The organism is Chryseobacterium sp. Tr-659 (genome assembly GCF_011752975.1).
Classification (GTDB): Bacteria; Bacteroidota; Bacteroidia; order Flavobacteriales; family Weeksellaceae; genus Chryseobacterium.
On sequence record NZ_VWWP01000003.1, the window covers coordinates 351,593 to 370,599 of the forward strand.

The 19,007-nt window shown below is 37.1% G+C and carries 17 protein-coding genes; 10 read left to right on the forward strand and 7 right to left on the reverse strand.

All coding sequences use genetic code 11. The features are described from left to right. Positions 1-4 precede the first annotated feature (4 nt). The 3 genes from F3J23_RS09190 to F3J23_RS09200 all read left to right on the forward strand — a co-directional run bounded on the left by F3J23_RS09190 (position 5) and on the right by F3J23_RS09200 (position 4,866). A complete protein-coding gene (locus tag F3J23_RS09190) occupies positions 5-1,273 on the forward strand; it encodes an acetyl-CoA C-acetyltransferase (RefSeq protein ID WP_167027359.1) in 1,269 nt (422 codons plus the stop codon). A 204-nt stretch (positions 1,274-1,477) separates the two neighbouring features. Continuing rightward, complete coding sequence (gene fabF, locus F3J23_RS09195) at positions 1,478-2,719, forward strand: beta-ketoacyl-ACP synthase II (protein ID WP_167027362.1); 1,242 nt, start codon at positions 1,478-1,480, stop codon at positions 2,717-2,719. 473 nt (positions 2,720-3,192) lie between these two features. Then, positions 3,193-4,866 (forward strand): metallophosphoesterase, encoded by a 1,674-nt coding sequence (locus F3J23_RS09200; protein ID WP_167027365.1) that lies wholly within the window; start codon positions 3,193-3,195, stop codon positions 4,864-4,866. 37 nt (positions 4,867-4,903) lie between these two features. Here the strand turns inward: F3J23_RS09200 and F3J23_RS09205 are convergent, their stop codons facing one another. The 3 genes from F3J23_RS09205 to msrB form a co-directional block, all read right to left on the reverse strand. After that, positions 4,904-5,659 (reverse strand): murein L,D-transpeptidase catalytic domain family protein, encoded by a 756-nt coding sequence (locus F3J23_RS09205; RefSeq protein WP_167027368.1) that lies wholly within the window; start codon positions 5,657-5,659, stop codon positions 4,904-4,906. Positions 5,660-5,767: 108 nt separating this feature from the next. After that, positions 5,768-6,145 carry a hypothetical protein gene (locus tag F3J23_RS09210; RefSeq protein ID WP_167027371.1) on the reverse strand — a complete coding sequence of 126 codons (378 nt, stop codon included), beginning with the start codon at positions 6,143-6,145 and terminating at the stop codon, positions 5,768-5,770. A gap of 8 nt (positions 6,146-6,153) precedes the next feature. Further along, the gene (msrB, locus tag F3J23_RS09215) at positions 6,154-6,600 is read right to left on the reverse strand and encodes a peptide-methionine (R)-S-oxide reductase MsrB (RefSeq protein ID WP_228455307.1); all 447 of its coding nucleotides are present in this window, start codon (positions 6,598-6,600) and stop codon (positions 6,154-6,156) included. Positions 6,601-6,938: 338 nt separating this feature from the next. On the opposite strand from msrB, the gene F3J23_RS09220 reads away from it, so the two are divergent. Next, positions 6,939-8,183: a DUF445 domain-containing protein gene (locus F3J23_RS09220; RefSeq protein ID WP_167027377.1), complete on the forward strand. Its 1,245-nt coding sequence runs from the start codon at positions 6,939-6,941 to the stop codon at positions 8,181-8,183. 28 nt (positions 8,184-8,211) lie between these two features. Next, entirely contained in the window at positions 8,212-9,102 is an 891-nt protein-coding gene (locus tag F3J23_RS09225) for a hypothetical protein (protein ID WP_167027380.1), read from the forward strand. Between the two features lie 31 nt (positions 9,103-9,133). Here F3J23_RS09225 and F3J23_RS09230 read toward each other — a convergent pair whose 3' ends face one another. Beyond that, on the reverse strand, positions 9,134-10,171 hold the full coding sequence (locus F3J23_RS09230; RefSeq protein ID WP_167027383.1) for a quinone-dependent dihydroorotate dehydrogenase: 1,038 nt from the start codon (positions 10,169-10,171) through the stop codon (positions 9,134-9,136). Between the two features lie 319 nt (positions 10,172-10,490). Continuing rightward, positions 10,491-11,186 carry a pseudouridine synthase gene (locus F3J23_RS09235; RefSeq protein WP_167027386.1) on the reverse strand — a complete coding sequence of 232 codons (696 nt, stop codon included), beginning with the start codon at positions 11,184-11,186 and terminating at the stop codon, positions 10,491-10,493. A 167-nt stretch (positions 11,187-11,353) separates the two neighbouring features. Here F3J23_RS09235 and F3J23_RS09240 point away from each other — a divergent pair, with 167 nt between their 5' ends. From F3J23_RS09240 to F3J23_RS09255, 4 genes are all read left to right on the forward strand, one after another. Continuing rightward, positions 11,354-11,554 (forward strand): hypothetical protein, encoded by a 201-nt coding sequence (locus F3J23_RS09240; protein ID WP_167027389.1) that lies wholly within the window; start codon positions 11,354-11,356, stop codon positions 11,552-11,554. Positions 11,555-11,604: 50 nt separating this feature from the next. Further along, on the forward strand, positions 11,605-13,146 hold the full coding sequence (locus F3J23_RS09245) for a glycine--tRNA ligase (RefSeq protein ID WP_167027392.1): 1,542 nt from the start codon (positions 11,605-11,607) through the stop codon (positions 13,144-13,146). Between the two features lie 166 nt (positions 13,147-13,312). Then, positions 13,313-14,446 carry a serine hydrolase domain-containing protein gene (locus F3J23_RS09250; protein WP_167027395.1) on the forward strand — a complete coding sequence of 378 codons (1,134 nt, stop codon included), beginning with the start codon at positions 13,313-13,315 and terminating at the stop codon, positions 14,444-14,446. Further along, positions 14,421-15,062, forward strand: a complete 642-nt coding sequence (locus tag F3J23_RS09255; RefSeq protein ID WP_228455308.1) for a YdeI/OmpD-associated family protein — start codon at positions 14,421-14,423, stop codon at positions 15,060-15,062. The genes F3J23_RS09250 and F3J23_RS09255 overlap by 26 nt, the downstream gene beginning before the upstream one ends. Positions 15,063-15,109: 47 nt before the next feature. Here F3J23_RS09255 and F3J23_RS09260 read toward each other — a convergent pair whose 3' ends face one another. Together F3J23_RS09260 and F3J23_RS09265 are read right to left on the reverse strand one after the other, a co-directional pair. Further along, positions 15,110-16,408, reverse strand: coding sequence for a Y-family DNA polymerase (locus F3J23_RS09260; protein ID WP_228455309.1), 1,299 nt, complete (start codon positions 16,406-16,408; stop codon positions 15,110-15,112). 155 nt (positions 16,409-16,563) lie between these two features. Next, the gene (locus tag F3J23_RS09265; RefSeq protein WP_167027398.1) at positions 16,564-18,147 is read right to left on the reverse strand and encodes a Na+/H+ antiporter; all 1,584 of its coding nucleotides are present in this window, start codon (positions 18,145-18,147) and stop codon (positions 16,564-16,566) included. Between the two features lie 232 nt (positions 18,148-18,379). Here F3J23_RS09265 and F3J23_RS09270 point away from each other — a divergent pair, with 232 nt between their 5' ends. Beyond that, complete coding sequence (locus tag F3J23_RS09270) at positions 18,380-18,880, forward strand: M15 family metallopeptidase (RefSeq protein WP_167027400.1); 501 nt, start codon at positions 18,380-18,382, stop codon at positions 18,878-18,880. Positions 18,881-19,007 lie beyond the last annotated feature (127 nt).

The window sequence follows — 19,007 nt, forward strand, 5'->3', positions numbered from 1 at the left end:
CAATATGGAAACAAAAAAAGTGGCTATTGTAGGATACAACAGAATCCCTTTTGCCAGAATGAATACCGCTTATGCAGAGCAGGGAAATCAGGAGCTTTTATTGGCAGCTCTCAACGGACTTATTGACCGTTACCACCTGAAAGGTAAACGTCTTGGAGAAGTTGCCGGCGGTGCAGTCATTAAACATATTTCAGAAAGCAACCTCATCAGAGAAACCGTAATGAATACGAGCCTTGATCCGGCTACACCTGCATGTGATCTCCAGCAGGCATGTGATACGGGCATTGAAGCGGCAATATACATCGGAAATAAAATAGCACTGGGACAAATTGAAAGTGGTATCGCTTGCGGCGTGGAAGCCATGAGCAACATCCCTTTTGAGTCTTCCCCCAGGTTAAGAAAAGCATTGCTTAAAGCCAATAAGGAAAAATCAGCATTCGGAAAGTTAAAACAACTTCTGAGCCCAAAGATAAAAGATTGGATGCCTATTCCTTACAAAGGTCAGGAGCCGAAAACAGGATTGGTGATGGGTGAGCATACTGAAATTACTGCAAAGTATTATAATATTCCGAGAGAAGAACAGGATGAACTTGCATTGAAAAGTCATCAAAATATGGCCCAGGCTTACGACGAAGGATTCTTCGATGACATGATCACTCCCGCTTTCGGTTTGGAAAAGGATAATAATCTGAGACGTGACAGCAGCATGGAAAAGTTATCGCAACTGAAACCTGCTTTTGATAAACAGAATGGTACTTTAACGGCAGGAAATTCTACTCCTTTTACAGATGGAGCCTCTGCTGTTTTATTAGCCAGTGAAGAATGGGCAAATGCTAATAATCTTCCTATTTTAGCTTATATCAGTTTTTCAGAGCTTGCTGGGATAGAATATGTTGAGAACAAACAGAATCTACTCCTGGCTCCGGTTTTCGCAGCAGACAGAATGCTTAAAAAAGCAGGAATGAATTTATCAGACTTTGACTATTACGAAATTCACGAAGCCTTTGCAGCACAGGTTCTGGCAACAATAAAGATCTGGGAAAATGATGATCTGGCAAAAAAATTCGGGCTTGAAAAAGCACTGGGAAAAATTGACAGAACTAAGCTAAATGTAAAAGGGGGAAGTCTGGCTGCAGCACATCCATTTGCTGCAACAGGAGGAAGAATTATCGCCACATTAGCAAAATTACTCCATGAAAAAGGAAGCGGAAAAGGTTTTATATCTATTTGTGCAGCCCGTGGACAAGGAGTAACCATGATCTTGGAAAAATAATAGTATAAAAGGAAAATATATCCAAAACACAAAAATTCTTTTATTATGCAATAAATAATATGGCTGATTATTCGTCTACAGCGAAAGAAAAATGATAATATTGCAGTCGAAAACTTAGATGATAAAAGAAAGAAGAAAAATGGAGCATGGGTAAATAAGATTTATCACATGAAAGTCTAATCTATTTAAAATTAGTAACTAACTATGAAGAGAGTTGTCATTACAGGATTAGGTGCTGTGACACCTTTGGGAAATAATGTTGAAGAATTTTGGCAAAACAGCATTAAAGGAATCAGTGGTGCCGGGTTGATTACCCATTTCGATACAGAAAAATTTAAGGTACATTTTGCCTGTGAGGTTAAAAATTTTGATCCTAAGCTACACCTGAATCATAACGAGATTAAAAGAAGTGACATGTTCACTCAATATGCAATGTATGCTTCTGCTGAAGCGGTGCAGGATTCCGGGCTGGAATTTGAAAAAATGGATCCTTTCGATACGGGCGTGATCTGGGGAACAGGCCAAGGCGGAATGTGGACATTCGAAAGTGAGGTAATGGATTTTGCAAAAGGTGATGGTACACCTCGTTTCAATCCGTTTTTCGTTCCGAAATTCATCGCTAATATGGCATCCGGAATGATTTCTATGAAATACGGACTTCAGGGTATCAATTATACCACAGTTTCTGCTTGTGCAACAGGAAATACTGCATTGATGGACGCTTTCAATTATATCCGCCTTGGAAAAGCGAAAGTAATCATCAGCGGCGGCTCTGAAGCGGCAATCACTCCGGCTTCAATCGGAGGATTCTCTATTATGAAGGCGATGTCTACAAGAAATGATGATTTTGCCACAGCCAGCCGTCCTTATGATGCGCAAAGAGATGGATTTGTAATGGGTGAAGGCGCGGGAGCTTTGATACTTGAAGAATATGAACATGCTGTTGCCAGAGGGGCAAAAATTTATGCTGAGTTGGCAGGAGCTGCCATGACCGCAGATGCCTATCATATGACAGCACCCCATCCGGAAGGAGCAGGAGCGATCAAAGCAATGCAATTGGCAGTGAAAGAAGCGGGTGCTAATATGGAGGACATCGATTACATCAATCCGCATGCTACCTCAACACCGTTGGGAGATCTTATTGAGTTAAAGGCCATCAACAATGCATTTAAAGGAAGTAAAAATCTTGATATCAGTGCTACAAAATCAATGACCGGGCATTTATTAGGTGCGGCAGGAGCTGTTGAAGCAATCCTTTCGATAAAAGCCATCCAACACAGTATTATTCCGCCTACCATCAATCTTCATAGTATTGATGAGAATATTCCTCAGGATATTAATATTGTCTTTGGAAAGGCAAAAGAGAAAAACATCAATTTTGCACTGAGCAATGCTTTTGGATTCGGGGGGCATAATGCAACCGTAGTCTTCAAGAAATTCAGTTAATTTTAAAGTAAAGAATAATTTAAAAATCCTTGTTTACCATGTGGACAAGGATTTTTTAGTTTATAAACTCCAAAAATTCACTAATGGTAATCTCAAAAAGACTGATTATTTCATTCATTAATTCTCATATTTTTAAATAATAGCTCCTTATTTTTGAATAAATTCTTAAGCAAGACACTTATAATTATAAGGCTATCAACGTAACCCAACCCTTGTTTAAACGACTACATTACACCTAAAACTCAAATAATATTAATTTTATTTCAATAAATGGAAAATATTATTTATTTTTTACCAAAATACCATTTTACCACTCAATTACATTACTTTTATCAACTATAAAAGCGATTATTTTTATTTTAAAAATCACAAATAGAGTTAATTTAACTTAAATATGCTGTGGTTTCTGAAAAATAAAGAATAGTACTTTGAATTTTTATCAACATCAAATCAATCAAAATTTACACCTCAACATGAAAAAGAAATTGTATGGTACCTTTATTATGGTATTCTTCCTGGCCATCAGCTGTCAGAACAATATTTTAGATGCTTCCTTACCTGAGTCTTCAGATAACGGGAACAATATCAAAAACCAAATGAAGCAGACGGCTCAGCTGCTGCTACCTAATTCCAGTTGGAAATATCTCGATAATGGCTCAAACCAGGGTACAGCCTGGCGCAGTTCTGCTTTCAATGACGACAGCTGGTCATCCGGAACGGGACAGTTCGGATTTGGCGATGGTGATGAGACCACCGTACTGCAATCGGGACATATTACCTATTATTTCAGAAAACATATTAATATTGCTGATGCAGCTTCTCTTCCTTCTTCCCTGACATTATCTATGATTCATGATGATGCTGCAGTTGTTTACATTAACGGAACGGAAGTTATACGGACAGCATTACTGCCACAATCGGGAACTATCAGTTATAATACCGGAACCAGCACTTATCTGCCGACAGCGCAGGAAAACAATTTTTTTAATTATACTATTCCTTCATCACATTTTAAAACAGGAGATAACGTTATTGCTATAGAGGTACATAATCAAAATGCCAGCAGCAGTGATGTTTCATTTGACTGTAAAATTGCTGAAAGCCCTTCGCAAGATCCCGACGGCCCTTATGTATTTTTTCGCAACAACAGCTATATCGTGAAAAGTATTGACAGAGCACAGGGATTCATTACCCAAACATTTCCCACACGAAGCCAGGTTGCACTAACCGTACAGCTGCCTGACGGGAATTCTTTTCCCCTAAGCCTGCAACCCCAGCTAGCAAACAGGGAGCAAGCAGAATATTCTACATTGCCGGGTAAATATTTTGCTACATCTGACATTGAAGGCGGCATCATGGGTTTTATATTAATGTTGCAAAAAGCCGGGGTTATTGATTCAAACTATAAATGGAGTTATGGCAACAGTCACTTATTTATTATGGGCGATGTTTTTGATCGCGGTCAATATGTAACACAATGCCTGTGGCTGATTTATAAACTAGAGCAGGAAGCCGCTGCAGCAGGAGGAAAAGTACATTTTATTTTGGGCAATCATGATATTATGAACCTCATTGGCGATTTCAGGTATGTACACACGAAGTATACGGATAATATGCCGGTATTGGGAGAAACGTTAGCAACATTATATGATGCTAACAGTGAGCTCGGCAAGTGGCTGCGTAGTAAAAATATGATTGAACGTGCCGGAAATACGTTATTTCTGCATGCCGGTATTAGTCCTGAAGTCGTAGCACTGAACCAGTCTGTTACCACACTTAATACATATGTAAATCCTGTCATCAATAAGACCTGCACATCTCCGGATTGCAAAACAGCTACCAGCAGCAGCTACGGATTGTACTGGTACCGGGGAATGGCCCAGCAGTCACTTACACAAACACAAGTAAATTCAATTCTTTCTGCATTGGGTGCTGAGCGGGCTTTTATTGGCCACACCATCCTTGATAATAAGATTACGCTGCTTTATCAGACAAAAGTGGTAGATCTTGATATATCGCATGCCAACAATTATTTACAAGGATATATGGAAGGGGTTTATTATAATGGATGTTACTTTAAATTCCACACTACTCAAACTCAAACTACTTATACACCGCTTATAGGAAGCAATTGTACACAACCTTAAACAAAAAAGCTGTTTCAAAAATGAAACAGCTTTTACTTTATGCTTTTAACCATTCTGAGGAAGAAAGATAATTCTGATCGGGATAATAGATAAACAGACAATTTCTGCCTTTTATGGTATTAATAATCGGCTGTGTAAGCTCTCTTGGAACTGCGGGACATCCCCAGCTTCTTCCGATTCTTTTGTGCATTGCAGCAAAATCATCACTTACATAATTGGCTCCGTGCATTACAATAGCTCTTCTGTAAGCCGCATCATTAAATCCTTTATCCATTCCCAGTAATTTCAAAGAATATCCGTTGTCTCCCTGGTAGGTTGCATCCGTAATGTAAAATCCTAAGCTGCTCTGCAACGAACTTTCCTTGTTAGAAAAATTCGTCGCAAATTCTTCGCCTGTATTTTTACCATGGGCAACCAATGAGTTGAACAGTACTTTTTTGTCTTCAATATCTATTACCCAGAGTCTTTTGGTATTGGAAGACATAGAAAAATCGCAGATAGTTAATAAATGCGAGTCCTGGTTAAGCAATCCTGCTTTCTTTAAGTTTTCAAACCCGGTTAATGCTTTTGAGAACACTTCATAGTTCAGCTCATGCTCAGGGTCAAATGCAATTGATTGATACAATGCTTCTGATGAAGATACCGTCACTGTATTCTTCTCAGATTTCACGTCAGTTACTTTTTCTGTTTTTGTTGTATTAACGTTTACATTCTTCATTGCCACTCTTGGAGAAATGTAGAATGAAGTCGTCACCATGTAAACAAGGCCCAACACACTATAAAATCCTTTCATTCAATAATATATAAATCCAAATTAGTGGGGCAAAATTATAAAAACATAATTACCAAGGGGTTATAACTCAAAAAAGTTTAACGCTATTTAAGAAACTTTAACGGTAGGTTATCCATCTGTCTGATTATAAATATCTTCAAGCTTTTTCCAATAACTCCTATTTATAGGTTCATAAAACAGATAAATAAATTTGATGGCAAGAATATCCAGCTGACTTCTGGAATCCATCCACTTCATAATATTTTTAACTAACCTCTTTTCATCAAATCCTGCCCACTCACCTGCGGGATCTAACAGATTGGAAAAAAGTACAGGAAAAACCTCGTATTTATCTATCTTTTTAATTTTCTCAAGACTAAATGGACTTTTAAGAAAAATATCTGCCATATACTGAAACTGCCATTCCTGAAGTTCTGTATCCAGATACAGGTCGGAAAGTGCATACCAAACATTTCTTCTTTCTTCCGGAAATTCCAGTTCTTTCATAATAATGCTTAATTCTTGTTATCCGCTACAAATTCCAGACTTATGGAATTCATACAATACCTCAACCCAGTAGGTTTTGGACCATCATCAAAAACATGTCCCAGATGGGAATCACATCTTTTACAAAGAACTTCTACTCTATCCATCCCATAAGACTGATCTCTTTTATAATACACTCCTTCTTTATCAGCTTCAAAGAAACTTGGCCACCCGCAACTGCTTGCAAATTTTGAAGTAGAGCGAAATAAATGGTTTCCGCAAGCCGCGCAATAATAATCTCCAATCTCATCAAATTCATTATATTTCCCAGTAAAAGCTCTTTCTGTTGCAGCTTCCCTAGATATTGCATAAAGATCCGGAGAGAGTATTTTTCTCCACTCTTCATTGGAAATATTGAGTTTTGCCGTATCAGTTCTGGAATAGTATGGATTGTTTTTTGCTTCTGTATTTTCCATAGAAGGGATTTTAATAGGTTGATATTTCTGCGTACATGACTGCAGAACAATTAATATAATGATTGAAACTAAAAACTTCATCGTAAATTTTAATTATTTATTTCTTAACCACAAAAGTCATGAGATTTATAAAAGCACTTAAGTTTAAGAAGTAATATATAACCTTATTAAAGTACATTTTAGTTGATGAAAATCTTTGATTCTCTTCTTATATGAACTTATAACAGGATATAACGCTGAGCTTACTTAGGGCGCTAAAGTGTTTAAAATAAAACTTTTGTAACTTTTGTGGTTCAGTAGTAAATAGTTCCATAACCAAATTTAGTAAATTTGAGAATATGAATGACGAAGCGAAAAGAAAACAGCTCAGAAAATATAAAGCGTTTGCTACAGGGTTATTTGTCCTGATGGCCGTTATTTTCATTATTACCACAATATTACAGAAGTCCAACAGTTCTCATTGGATTGGATATGTACGTGCTTTTTCCGAAGCCGCAATGGTAGGTGCACTCGCCGACTGGTTTGCGGTAACCGCCCTGTTTCGTCATCCTCTAGGGCTTCCTATTCCGCATACCAATCTTATTGAAAACAGCAAACAGAGATTAGGTGATAACCTGGGAAGTTTTGTGGTAAGTAATTTTCTTTCGCCACAGAATATCCGTCCTTATATTCAAAAACTTAAAGTCTCCAACTTTGCAGGAGAATGGCTCGGTAAAGAAAAAAATCAGGAAATTTTGCTGAGGAATCTTTCAGATATTGTGCTGGATATTCTTAATAAACTTGACGATTCTGCCGTAAGCCAGTTCATCAGTAAAAAAGTATCGGAAATGACCGATGATATTAAGCTTAATAAAGTGGTTGGAAACGGCATCAATTATATTCTGGAAAAAAATGATCATCAAAGAATCGTTACCAATCTTTCTAAGCAGATTAAAGAATACATTATTGAAAATGATGAAATGATCAAAGACCGTGTAAAGAAAGGCAGCTACTCATTCATTCCATCTTTTGTAGATAATAAAATTGCGGATAAGATTGCGGATGGGCTTTCAGATTTTTTTAAAGAAATTGAGGAAAACCCTCAGCATGAAGTCAGAAATCTGATCACTCAGAAGATTCATGAATTTTCTGTTGATCTTAAAGAAGATCCGAAATGGGATGAAGAGTTCAAAACCATCAAAAACGGACTTCTGAAAGCGGATAAACTTGATGAATACTCCAATGACATCTGGGTTTCCATCAAAAAGACATTGATGAAAGAACTGCAGGAAGAGCATTCAGCATTAAAAAATTACCTTTCCAAAAATCTGAATGAATTTGCACAGAATTTAAAAACGGACGAGAACCTTCAGAACAAAATTGATCATTGGGTTCGGGTAACAGCCTATAAATATATTCTTAAAAATACCCATCAGTTTGGAAACCTCATCAGTACAACCGTTGGAAACTGGCAGGGAAAAGAACTCAGTGAAAAGCTCGAACTGGAAGTTGGAAAAGATCTTCAGTTTATCCGCGTAAACGGAACGCTGGTGGGAGGGCTGGTAGGGCTCATTATCTATACGATTGCCCATTTTTTCCTATGATAAAACTAAAATTCACGATATCCTAACCATGAAAAAAAATTTTACCCTTTTCTTTTTCTTATCCCTCACATTTTTCCTCTGTCAAAAAATTGAATTAAAGAAAGTAACAGACTCATCACAGACTTTTACGGGAGAAATCGGAGGATCTCCTATTACTATGCAACTTCATTACACAGGATTGGTAGACTGTGATCAGTATCAGCATTATGTTGACGGATGGTATTATTATGACAAATACAAAAAGAAAATACCGCTCACCGGAATTTATAATTATTACGGGAATCTTTCATTATATAATTTTGGACCCAGACAGAAACAGAGCTCCAAACTACTAAAAGAACAGATCACCTCTCTGCAAAAAGTAGAAAAAACAGATGAGATAGCACAAAAGCTGTCTCCTCAGGAATATATTATATTTGAAGAGGTGAACAGCAGCAAAAACCCGGTTTCGGGGCATTTTTATATCGATAAAAAAGTTCAGCAGGTAAAACTTTACACAGGAAATGTTATGATCTACCGCCTCAACAATTATCTCTTTTTACCCAATAATAAAAAGATCAATACCTATGATTTTATTAATAAGGCTGGTGGAAATGAGTTGATTTCCTATGCCTCAGGAGAAAATGGGAACAGAGTATTGCTCTATTTTGAACAAACTTCAAATTTTAACGCCTGCGGACAATGCGGAGCAAGCGACGGTGAAAAAGGCTATAGGGTTCTTTATTTTACAAAAGACTGGAATTATAAAAATTATGAACAATTCCTGACTGAAAGCTGCTGGGAAAATATTTATGACGTTACCAAAACAAAATCCAAAGACAGAAAAACGATACAATATAAGATTGGAAAATCTGATACTACACCAGCGCATAAACTTACTGTAGATCTAAAAAATGCATCTGTTATAAAGTCAAAATAAAAAAGAGAGTTACATCAACTCTCTTTATATCTTATCTTGGCAATCTGCCCGCTCTTTTCAGAATTTCCTTATTAATCTCATTAATCAGTTCCGGGCCTTCGTAAATAAATCCGGTATATAACTGGATCAGGCTTGCACCGGCATCCAGTTTCTCGATTGCATCTTTTGCAGAATGAATTCCTCCTACTCCGATAATTGGAAATGCTCTGTTACTTTTATCAGAAAGGTATTTGATCATTTTTGTACTTCTTTCACGGATCGGTTTTCCACTTAAACCACCGTTTCCTATTTGTTCTAAAACTTCAGGAGAGGTTTTCAGACCTTCTCTGTTGACAGAGGTATTGGAGACAATTACACCATCAATTTTTGTTTCAGCAATAAGGTCTACAATTTCGTCCAACTGATTGTTATTAAGGTCCGGAGCTATTTTTAGTAATATAGGTTTCTGTACAGCTTTTGACTGATTGATTTTTTTCACCTCCGTAATCAGTTCTCTCAGATAATCTACATCTTCAAGTTTGGCGTGGCTTCCTACATTCGGGCAGCTTACGTTCAGGACAAAATAGTCTACATGAGGATGAAGACCTTCGAAACAGTCCAAATAATCCTGGGTATAGTTTTCCGGGCTTGTGTCGGTATTTTTTCCGATATTTCCCCCGATGATTATTTTTCCTTTATTGGATTTCAGCTTTTCAATAGCTGCTTCAAGGCCGTCATTATTGAATCCCATTCTGTTGATAATCCCGCTATCTTCTATAAGACGGAATAATCTTTTCTTAGGATTTCCTGCCTGAGCTCTTGGGGTTACCGTCCCGATTTCTACAAATCCGAAACCTAAATCTCCCAGTTCATTAAATAACACTGCATTTTTATCGAAACCAGCGGCCAGTCCTACAGGATTTTTAAACTTCAATCCGAAAACTTCTCTTTCCAGACGTTTGTCTTCAACAGGTTTTGGGAAAAATAATTTAGTGAGAAATCCAAAATTCTTAAGCATCGAAAAAGTAAAGTGATGAACTTCTTCGGGATCAAATTTGAAGAGAACAGGTCTGATGATACTTTTGTACATTGAAAAAAAGTTTTACAAAATTACTCATTTTAAAATTAATAGTTGATTAACCTGTGATATTTTATCAAAATGTTTCATATACAGCCTCTATCAAGGAGCGTAACATCTGCATAACCATCGAAATACTTTTTAATGTTACGTTTACAAAAGATGATAACATTAGTGAAAACATTTTTTGTTCGCAAAGGCGTTTCACTTAGTGAAGATTGAAACTACCTCCCTTTTATCTCTGTCCATCCTTGTCAAGGTTTGAAACCTTGACAAGGATACTTCCTACTTCTACATAGGAAGTTTATTAAATAAAATCGTCGAATTCAAATTAAGAATATGCACTCAGATCGAAATTCAGAATGTCTCCTACTCTTTTGAATTCGTCATCTATAGCAGCATTTATTGTCATTCTTTCGTTAGATACAGGATGATTAAAAATCAACTGATGGGCGTGAAGCGTCATTTTGTTGATGCCAAATGTTTGAAGCCACAATTTGTTCTGTTTATTGCAACCGTGTTTTCGGCAACCTAAAATAGGATGCAGAATATGTTTAAAATGTTTTCTCAACTGATGAAATCTTCCTGTTTCAGGAATTGCTTCTACCAAGCAATATCTCGAAGTCTGATGTTTTAAAAAAGGTAAATCTATTTCCGAAGTCTGCAAACGGCGATAGTAGGTAACCGCATTTTGCTTAACTTCATTTTCATTAATTAAATCATAATCAATTGTTTCTTCTTCTTTCGTCCAACCCCGCAGAATTGCCAGATATTTCTTCTCTACTTCGCGTGATGCAAACTGATCGCTCATGACTCTAAGGGTATCTTTATCTAAAGTGAATAGCAAAACTCCTGAAGTTTTTCGGTCTAACCGATGTACAGGAAACACTTTTTGTCCAATCTGTTTCTTCAGCTCCTGAATGGCATAGGTATCTGCTTCTCCCGCATAGAAAGATTTATGAACCAGTAATCCGCTGGGTTTGTTGATGGCAATAATATGCTCGTCACGATAAAGAATTTCTAACATGATGCAAAAGTAGAAATTTTCGAGTGATATAGCCCTGATTGTAACGGCATCCTTTTGCAAGGCAAAAGATAGAGTGAAAAGCAGGTTCCCGGCTCCTAAATATAAGAATAGCAAACTTCAGATAAAATCTTTATCTTGGTATACGATTCGGCTCAAATTAAAAAATTATGACAGACTATTTCGGTTTTTTTGTAAAATTAATGGTGATCTCAGTCATGATAGGGGTTGCCGTAATTATTTTTGTTCCATTAAAAAAATACCGGATAGCAAAGATATTATTGCTTATTATTGCTGGTATTCTATTTATTATTGGTGCAGGAGGATGCTTTTTAATGTCCGTGTCTAATGTAGGATCTTACAGGTATTAATATTTTCCCAATAAAAAACATTATTTTTGCACATCAGACATAAAAAAATTATGGCAAAGCAAGAAGATGTTTTCAAGAAAGTGATTTCTCACGCTAAAGAATATGGTTTTATTTTCCCATCGAGTGAGATCTATGATGGTTTATCCGCTGTTTATGATTACGGACAGAACGGGGCCGAACTAAAAAATAATATCAAACAATACTGGTGGAAAGCTATGGTACAGCTGAACGAAAATATTGTAGGTATTGATTCGGCAATTTTGATGCACCCAACAACATGGAAAGCATCAGGCCACGTAGACGCTTTCAATGATCCATTGATTGACAATAAAGATTCCAAGAAGCGTTTCAGAGCAGACGTTTTAGTGGAAGATTATTGTGCTAAAATTGAAGATAAAGAGAAGAAAGAAATTGAAAAAGCAGCGAAGAGATTCGGAGATGCTTTTGATAAAGATCAGTTTGTTGCCACGAATCCAAAAATTTTGGAATACAAAGCAAAAAGAGAGGCAATTCTTTCAAGGCTGGCAAAATCTTTGGAAAATGAAGACCTTGCTGATGTAAAAGCATTGATTGAAGAGCTTGAGATTGCTGATCCTGATACAGGTTCCAAGAACTGGACAGAAGTAAGACAGTTCAACTTAATGTTCGGAACCAAGCTGGGAGCTTCTGCTGATAGTGCCATGGATCTTTATCTGAGACCGGAAACGGCTCAGGGTATTTTCGTTAACTTCCTGAATGTACAGAAAACTTCACGTCATAAGCTTCCTTTCGGTATTGCACAAATTGGTAAAGCATTCAGAAACGAAATTGTTGCAAGACAGTTTATTTTCAGAATGCGTGAATTCGAACAAATGGAAATGCAGTTCTTCGTTGCTCCGGGAACAGAACTTGAATTCTACGAGCAGTGGAAGCAAAAACGTCTGAACTGGCACTTAGCTTTAGGTTTAGGTGATGAAAATTATAGATTCCACGATCATGAGAAATTGGCTCACTATGCCAATGCAGCGGCTGATATTGAGTTTAATTTCCCATTCGGATTTAAAGAATTGGAAGGAATCCACTCAAGAACAGATTTTGACTTAAAAGCTCACGAGAAGCATTCAGGAAGAAAACTTCAGTTCTTCGATCCGGAAAGAAATGAAAACTATGTTCCTTATGTAGTAGAAACTTCTGTAGGTTTAGACAGATTATTCCTTTCTATATTCTCTCACTGTTTAAAAGACGAAGTATTGGAAGACGGTTCAGAGAGAACAGTTTTATCTTTACCGCCTGCTATTGCACCGATTAAAGCCGCTATTCTTCCATTGATGAAGAAAGACGGTTTGGCAGAGTATGCAGAAAAGATCTTCAATGATCTGAAGTACGATTTCAATTTGTTCTACGAAGAAAAAGATGCCATCGGAAAACGTTACAGAAGACAGGATGCTATTGGTACTCCTTACTGTATTACCGTAGACCACGATTCACTTGTTGACCATACGGTAACCATCAGAGACAGAGACACCATGCAGCAGGAAAGAGTTCCTGTTTCAGAGTTGAGAAGAATTATTGATGAGAAGACCAACTTCAGAAATCTACTTTCTAAAATATAATCAAAAGCCCTGTTTTCAGGGCTTTTTCATTTTTTGTCAACCTATGTGTTAATTTCTTACTCTAGTTCTTCAAATTTTAACCATGAAAAAAGAACTTATTTCCTGATTCGTTTTAATTTTTATGAACAAATTATTCTAAATTTGTTAGAGACCGATTCATGAAAAAATGAGAATACTAAAATATATGATAGGCGGTGCAGCAGCAGGTGCAGCAGCAGCTTATTTTCTGGGATATGATTATTTGTTCAGTGGTATTTCCAAGACCTATCTTAAAGGAAAATCAAGTGCCTATATTGATGACGGAGATCTTTTCCCAAGCAATCCTATTGCGACAGAGGAACCCATGTTATGGGAAGAAGATTCTGAATACAATAAAAAAGAACTACCTAAAGATTTAGTCGAAAATTTAACACATTCCAAAACAGCTGCTTTTGTAGTGATAAGGAATGGTAAAATTCTTCATGAACAATATTGGGAAGGTTATAACCAGCTTTCACAAACCAATTCTTTTTCCATGGCAAAAGCAGTTACTGTAATGCTTTTAGGCAAAGCTCTTGAGGAAGGAATCATTTCTTCCATTGATGAAAAGCTTGCTGATTTTCATACTGAATTTAAAGATAAAACATTCGGAAATCAGGTTACTCTCAAAAATTTAGCTCAAATGGAAGCCGGTCTCGACTGGGATGAGAATTATAATAATCCTTTTCTTCCCAATGCCAAAGCCTATTATGGTAAAAGCCTGGTAAAAGCTGTGTTTCCAAGGAGGTTTAAAGAAGAGCCCGGAACCAGATTCGAATATCAAAGCGGATCTACACAACTGCTTGGTTTTGCCGTAAGAAAAGCGCTTAATCAACCGCTGGCAAGCTATTTATCTGAAAAGTTCTGGATTCCGCTGGGAATGGAACAAAATGCAAAATGGAGCACAGATGATTATGGAATGGAAAAAGCGTACTGCTGTATTCATTCCAATGCCCGCGATTTTGCCAAACTGGGACAGCTGTTTCTGGATAATGGAAAAGCAGGTGATCAACAGCTTCTCAATTCTGATTTTATCGAGCTGATGAGAACACCAACCCAAAAGTCTGAAGAGATCTATGGAATGGGGCTTTGGATTAATCATGACAACCCTGTTAAGCATTATTATTTTCTCGGGCTTCAGGGACAATACATCATTATGGTTCCTGAATACAATATGGTCATTGTAAAAACAGGAAGCTACCTGAACAATCCCAAGAATGACAGAGGAAGACCTGATCAGGTGAAATTCCTGGTCAATGAAATCATCCAATTATTCCAATAAAACAATGGAAAAATACAGTCCTAAAATAGATGCTTATATCGAAAAATCTCAGGATTTTGCAAAACCGGTTCTGAATTATATCCGCGAAACGGTTCATGAGTTCTGCCCTAATGCTGAGGAGACTATGAAATGGAGTTTTCCCCATTTTATTTACAAAGGGAAAAATCTTTGTGCAATGGCTTCTTTCAAACAGCACTGTACTTTCGGTTTCTGGCTGGAAAAAGAAATGAAAACCATGCAGGAAATCACTCAGGATATTGAAAAGAATTCAATGTTCAGTCTGGGAAAAATTACTAAGATTGAGAACCTTCCTTCAAAACCTCAACTGAAAAAAGCGATCAGAGAAGCAATGGAACTTACGGATATGGGCGTTACCATGAAGAAGACGGCTCCTTCCAAAACAGAAATAGAAATTCCTGATTATTTTCAATCAGCTTTAAATACCGATCAAAAAGCGTTGAATATTTTTGAAAAGGCTTCTCCATCATTTAGAAAAGAATATATTACATGGATCACAGAAGCCAAAACAGAAACAACCCGAAATAAAAGGATGCAGCAGGCATTGGAATGGATTGCAGAAGGAAAAGGAAGGAACTGGAAATACGAGAGGAAGTAGAAACTGGACTGCACTTATCTCTTTTCCACTTATAAAGAATGATACATTTAATGAAATCTGAAATTGGCTTCCGGCAGCGTATTATTTTTTAGGAAAGCCTCATACTCCGGAGACAATTTTGCACGTCCAAAGGTATTTTCTCCGCTCATACTTCCCAGACGGACTTTATCCTTTCCAAACTTTCTGTTCATAGCATCCATTGCCTTCATCACAGGAAGATGCTGATTTTGTATGTCTTCTTCAAAAAGGCTTATTTGTCTCTGATCTTCGGGTACAAAGTCATTAACTATGACACCTGCTCTTTTATAATGAAACCCATCTTTATAAATAGCTTCAAAAAGTTCATTCACCACTCTTCCGATAAGGATAGATGAATTGGTAGGATTAGAAAGAATCCTTGTCATTGCATTCCGATATTCCGGAAGATCTTTTCTAAAGCGGTTGGTCTGCACAAAAACAGTAATCATTTTGCAGCAGGTGTTCTGCTTACGTAATCTTTCTGAGCAATACATTCCAAAGGTTTCTACCCGTTCCCGCACCTCTTCTTTCTTTGTAAGCATCTGCATGAAACTTCTGGTAACTGCTATTGATTTTTTAGGGGATGGTGTATCCAGCTCAAGCTGGCGGATTCCTTTCAGTTCATTAATCATTCTTACGCCATGAATTCCCATAATCTTCCGAATCCACATCTCAGGTTTCTGAAGAAGATCCCAGGCTTTGTAGACCCCATTATCATTCATTTTGGCCGCCAGTCTTCGTCCAATTCCCCAGACATCACCTATATTGAGCCACTTCAGGGCTTTTTCAATTTTTTCGGGTGTATCCAGAATATAAACTCCATTGAAATTATCCGGAAAATCTTTTACAATCCTGTTCGCAACTTTGCATAAGGTTTTGGTGGGGGCAATTCCTATACTTACAGGAATATTTTCTTTCTCCTTGATCTCATCCTTGATTTTAGTACAATATTCATAGATATCAATATATTTAAAACCTGTCAGATCGAGAAATAGTTCATCTATACTATAAACTTCATGATCAAGAACATAAGATTTCGAAATATTAATTACCTGCTGGCTTTTATAATTATACAATTCAAATTTTGCGGAAAAGCTTTTTACATCATGCTTTTGAAAGAGCTCTTTATACTTGAAGGCCGGAGCTGCCATGGGAATTCCCAGATCTTTTGCTTCTTTGCTGCGGGATACAACACAACCATCGTTGTTGGAAAGAACCACAACGGGCTTGCCTTCCAGCTCAGGATCTAAGGTCCTTTCACAGGAAACAAAAAAGTTGTTACAATCTACCAGAGCATACATAATAATCGCATAGGAATATCTATACAAAATTATTGTTTTTAAAGAATAAAATAATCTTTTAGACTATAATTAACATCACATTTAACACTCTGAAAAACAAAATGATAAAATTTTTAAACACGACACCTTTTGTCGCATTAGTGCTTTAATTTTGTTGTCAAAAACACATATTGATTAATGTATCAGATCATTCTTAAACGTTCTTCTTCCAGATCAATCTGGTAGAGCTGATGTCTGATAATTTCTTCATTAATTGACACGTCTTTATTGAGTTCTGAAAGAAACTGCCTCTGGCTTTCCAGCATTTCAAAAAAGATGGTTTTGTTTTTCTCATTCATCCATTCTGCATTATCGGTCTGTATTTTTTCTTCCCAATGCTTCAGCATTCTTTCCAGTCCGGCATGCCCGTTCAGCTCATTTTCATGTTTATTTTTAAGAAAGTGATAAACATGTTGCTTTAGTTTATGTTTTATTTCTTCTCTGGTTTTCTTTTCTTTTTCTTCATTTATAAAATCATCAAAGGCATGTCCGTATTTAATAAAATAAGGCAATGTAAGCCCTTGTACCAGCAATGTCAGTAATATAACGACAAAAGTAATGAACAGGATAAGGTTTCTGTTTGGAAAAGGAGTTCCGTTTTCCAGAGTAATCGGAATAGCCAATGCAGCGGCTAAAGATACAACTCCTCTCATTCCGGTCCATCCCAACAGAAGAGGCATCATCAGACTTCTTCTTCTGGAAGATGCCCGCGGAGCAACACCGGGGCGAAAAACCAAAGTAGCTATCATCGCAGCATATGAACTTATTATTCTGGCAGCAATCAGGATTCCTGTTATCAAAACACCATACTGAATAGCCGTTTTTAAAGGAATTCCTTCTGAACGAAGCCCTCCCACAATTTCAGGAAGTTCCAGACCGATAATCAGAAATACAATTCCATTCAAAATAAATACAAAACTCTCCCAGACACTATATCCTCTTATACGGCTGGTACTGTTTAAGAATATCATCCGCTTGCCAGACATATACAAACCACCGCATACAACTGCCAGTACACCGGAGCAATGGAACTGTTCTGCAATCCAATACATCAGATAAGGTTCAATCAGGGTTAATGCGATATCTGAGGAAGCATCTGTGGGAAGGCGTTTGTGTGCCTGTACAAAGATCCAGCCTACTAAAAGCCCTATTCCTGCTCCACCGATTATCATCCACAAAAAATCCAAAGAGGCTTCCTGCCATACAAACTGTCCTGTGCCTACTGCTATCAGGGCAAACCGAAAAATAATCAGCGAAGAAGCATCATTCAGAAGGCTTTCTCCTTCGAGAATAGCAGAGGTCGTGGCGGGGATTTTTACAAATTTCATAATTGCACCTGTACTTACTGCATCGGGCGGAGATACGATTCCTCCCAGCAAAAATCCTAATGCAATCGTAAATCCAGGAATGAAGTAATTGGCAGCTACAGCAACGGTAAGTGCTGTAAAAAATACCACCAGAAAAGCAAAACTTCCAATAATGCGCCACCATCTCTTCATTTCTTTAAAGGAAATAGACCATGCTGCTTCGAATAATAAAGGAGGTAAAAAGATAAAGAAGATAAGATCCGGGTTAATCTTTACAACGGGTAAACCGGGTACAAAGCTCACAAGCAGCCCGAAGACGACTAATAGAATCGGATAAGCAATTTTTAATTTGGTTGCCCACATGTTCAGTAAAACAATGGCGGCTACCATCGCCAGCAGGAAAGGTAAGATCGTATGCATTTAAATTGTGTTTTTTATCCCTCATATTTACTACTTCTATTTGATTTCTAAAAATTTAAGAGGATATTTTTTCCATTTTTTTACTCCTAATCTATTTATTTCTTACTATAAAGCTTTTTAAATATTGTATTTTTTATAGTCTCTCCGTACGATAATTTTAAAAAAATTTAAATAAAACACGTCAAGTTTCGTCGTCATGATCCTATAATTTTGCCCTATAACAGTAAATATTATGGATAAAGTAACATTAGACCGAATTCAGAAGCTTCACCCACTGATAAGGGAAGAAGTAAAACAGATTATTAAAGAATGTGATGAGGCACTTACCGGAAGAGCCAAAATCCGGATAACGCAGGGATTAAGATCTTTTGAAGAGCAGGAAAAACTTTACGCCATTGGAAGAATTACTTCAGGCAAAAAAGTGACCAATGCGAAAGCCGGACAAAGTATTCATAATTATGGTCTTGCAGTAGATATCTGTTTGATGATTGATGGAAAAACGGCAAGCTGGGATACCGTCAAAGATTGGGATAATGACAAAGTTGCCGATTGGTATGAATGTGTGAAAATTTTCGCGAAACACGGCTGGGATTGGGGTGGAAACTGGAAAACTTTCAAGGACCTTCCCCACTTCGAAAAAAAGAATATTCCTTCTAAAAAAGGGTTTGTAAAAACCAGTTGGAGAACGCTTTTGAAGATGCCCAGAGACAAAGAAAATTATGTTATTTTTTAATAATTTTTATTTGAAATTAAATAAAACACGACAAGTTCTGTCGCTTCCCCGTCCTATCTTTACTTTATAAGAAAACCACTAAAAAAGCAATGAAATCGAAGTATGGAATCCTATATTTTTATGATAA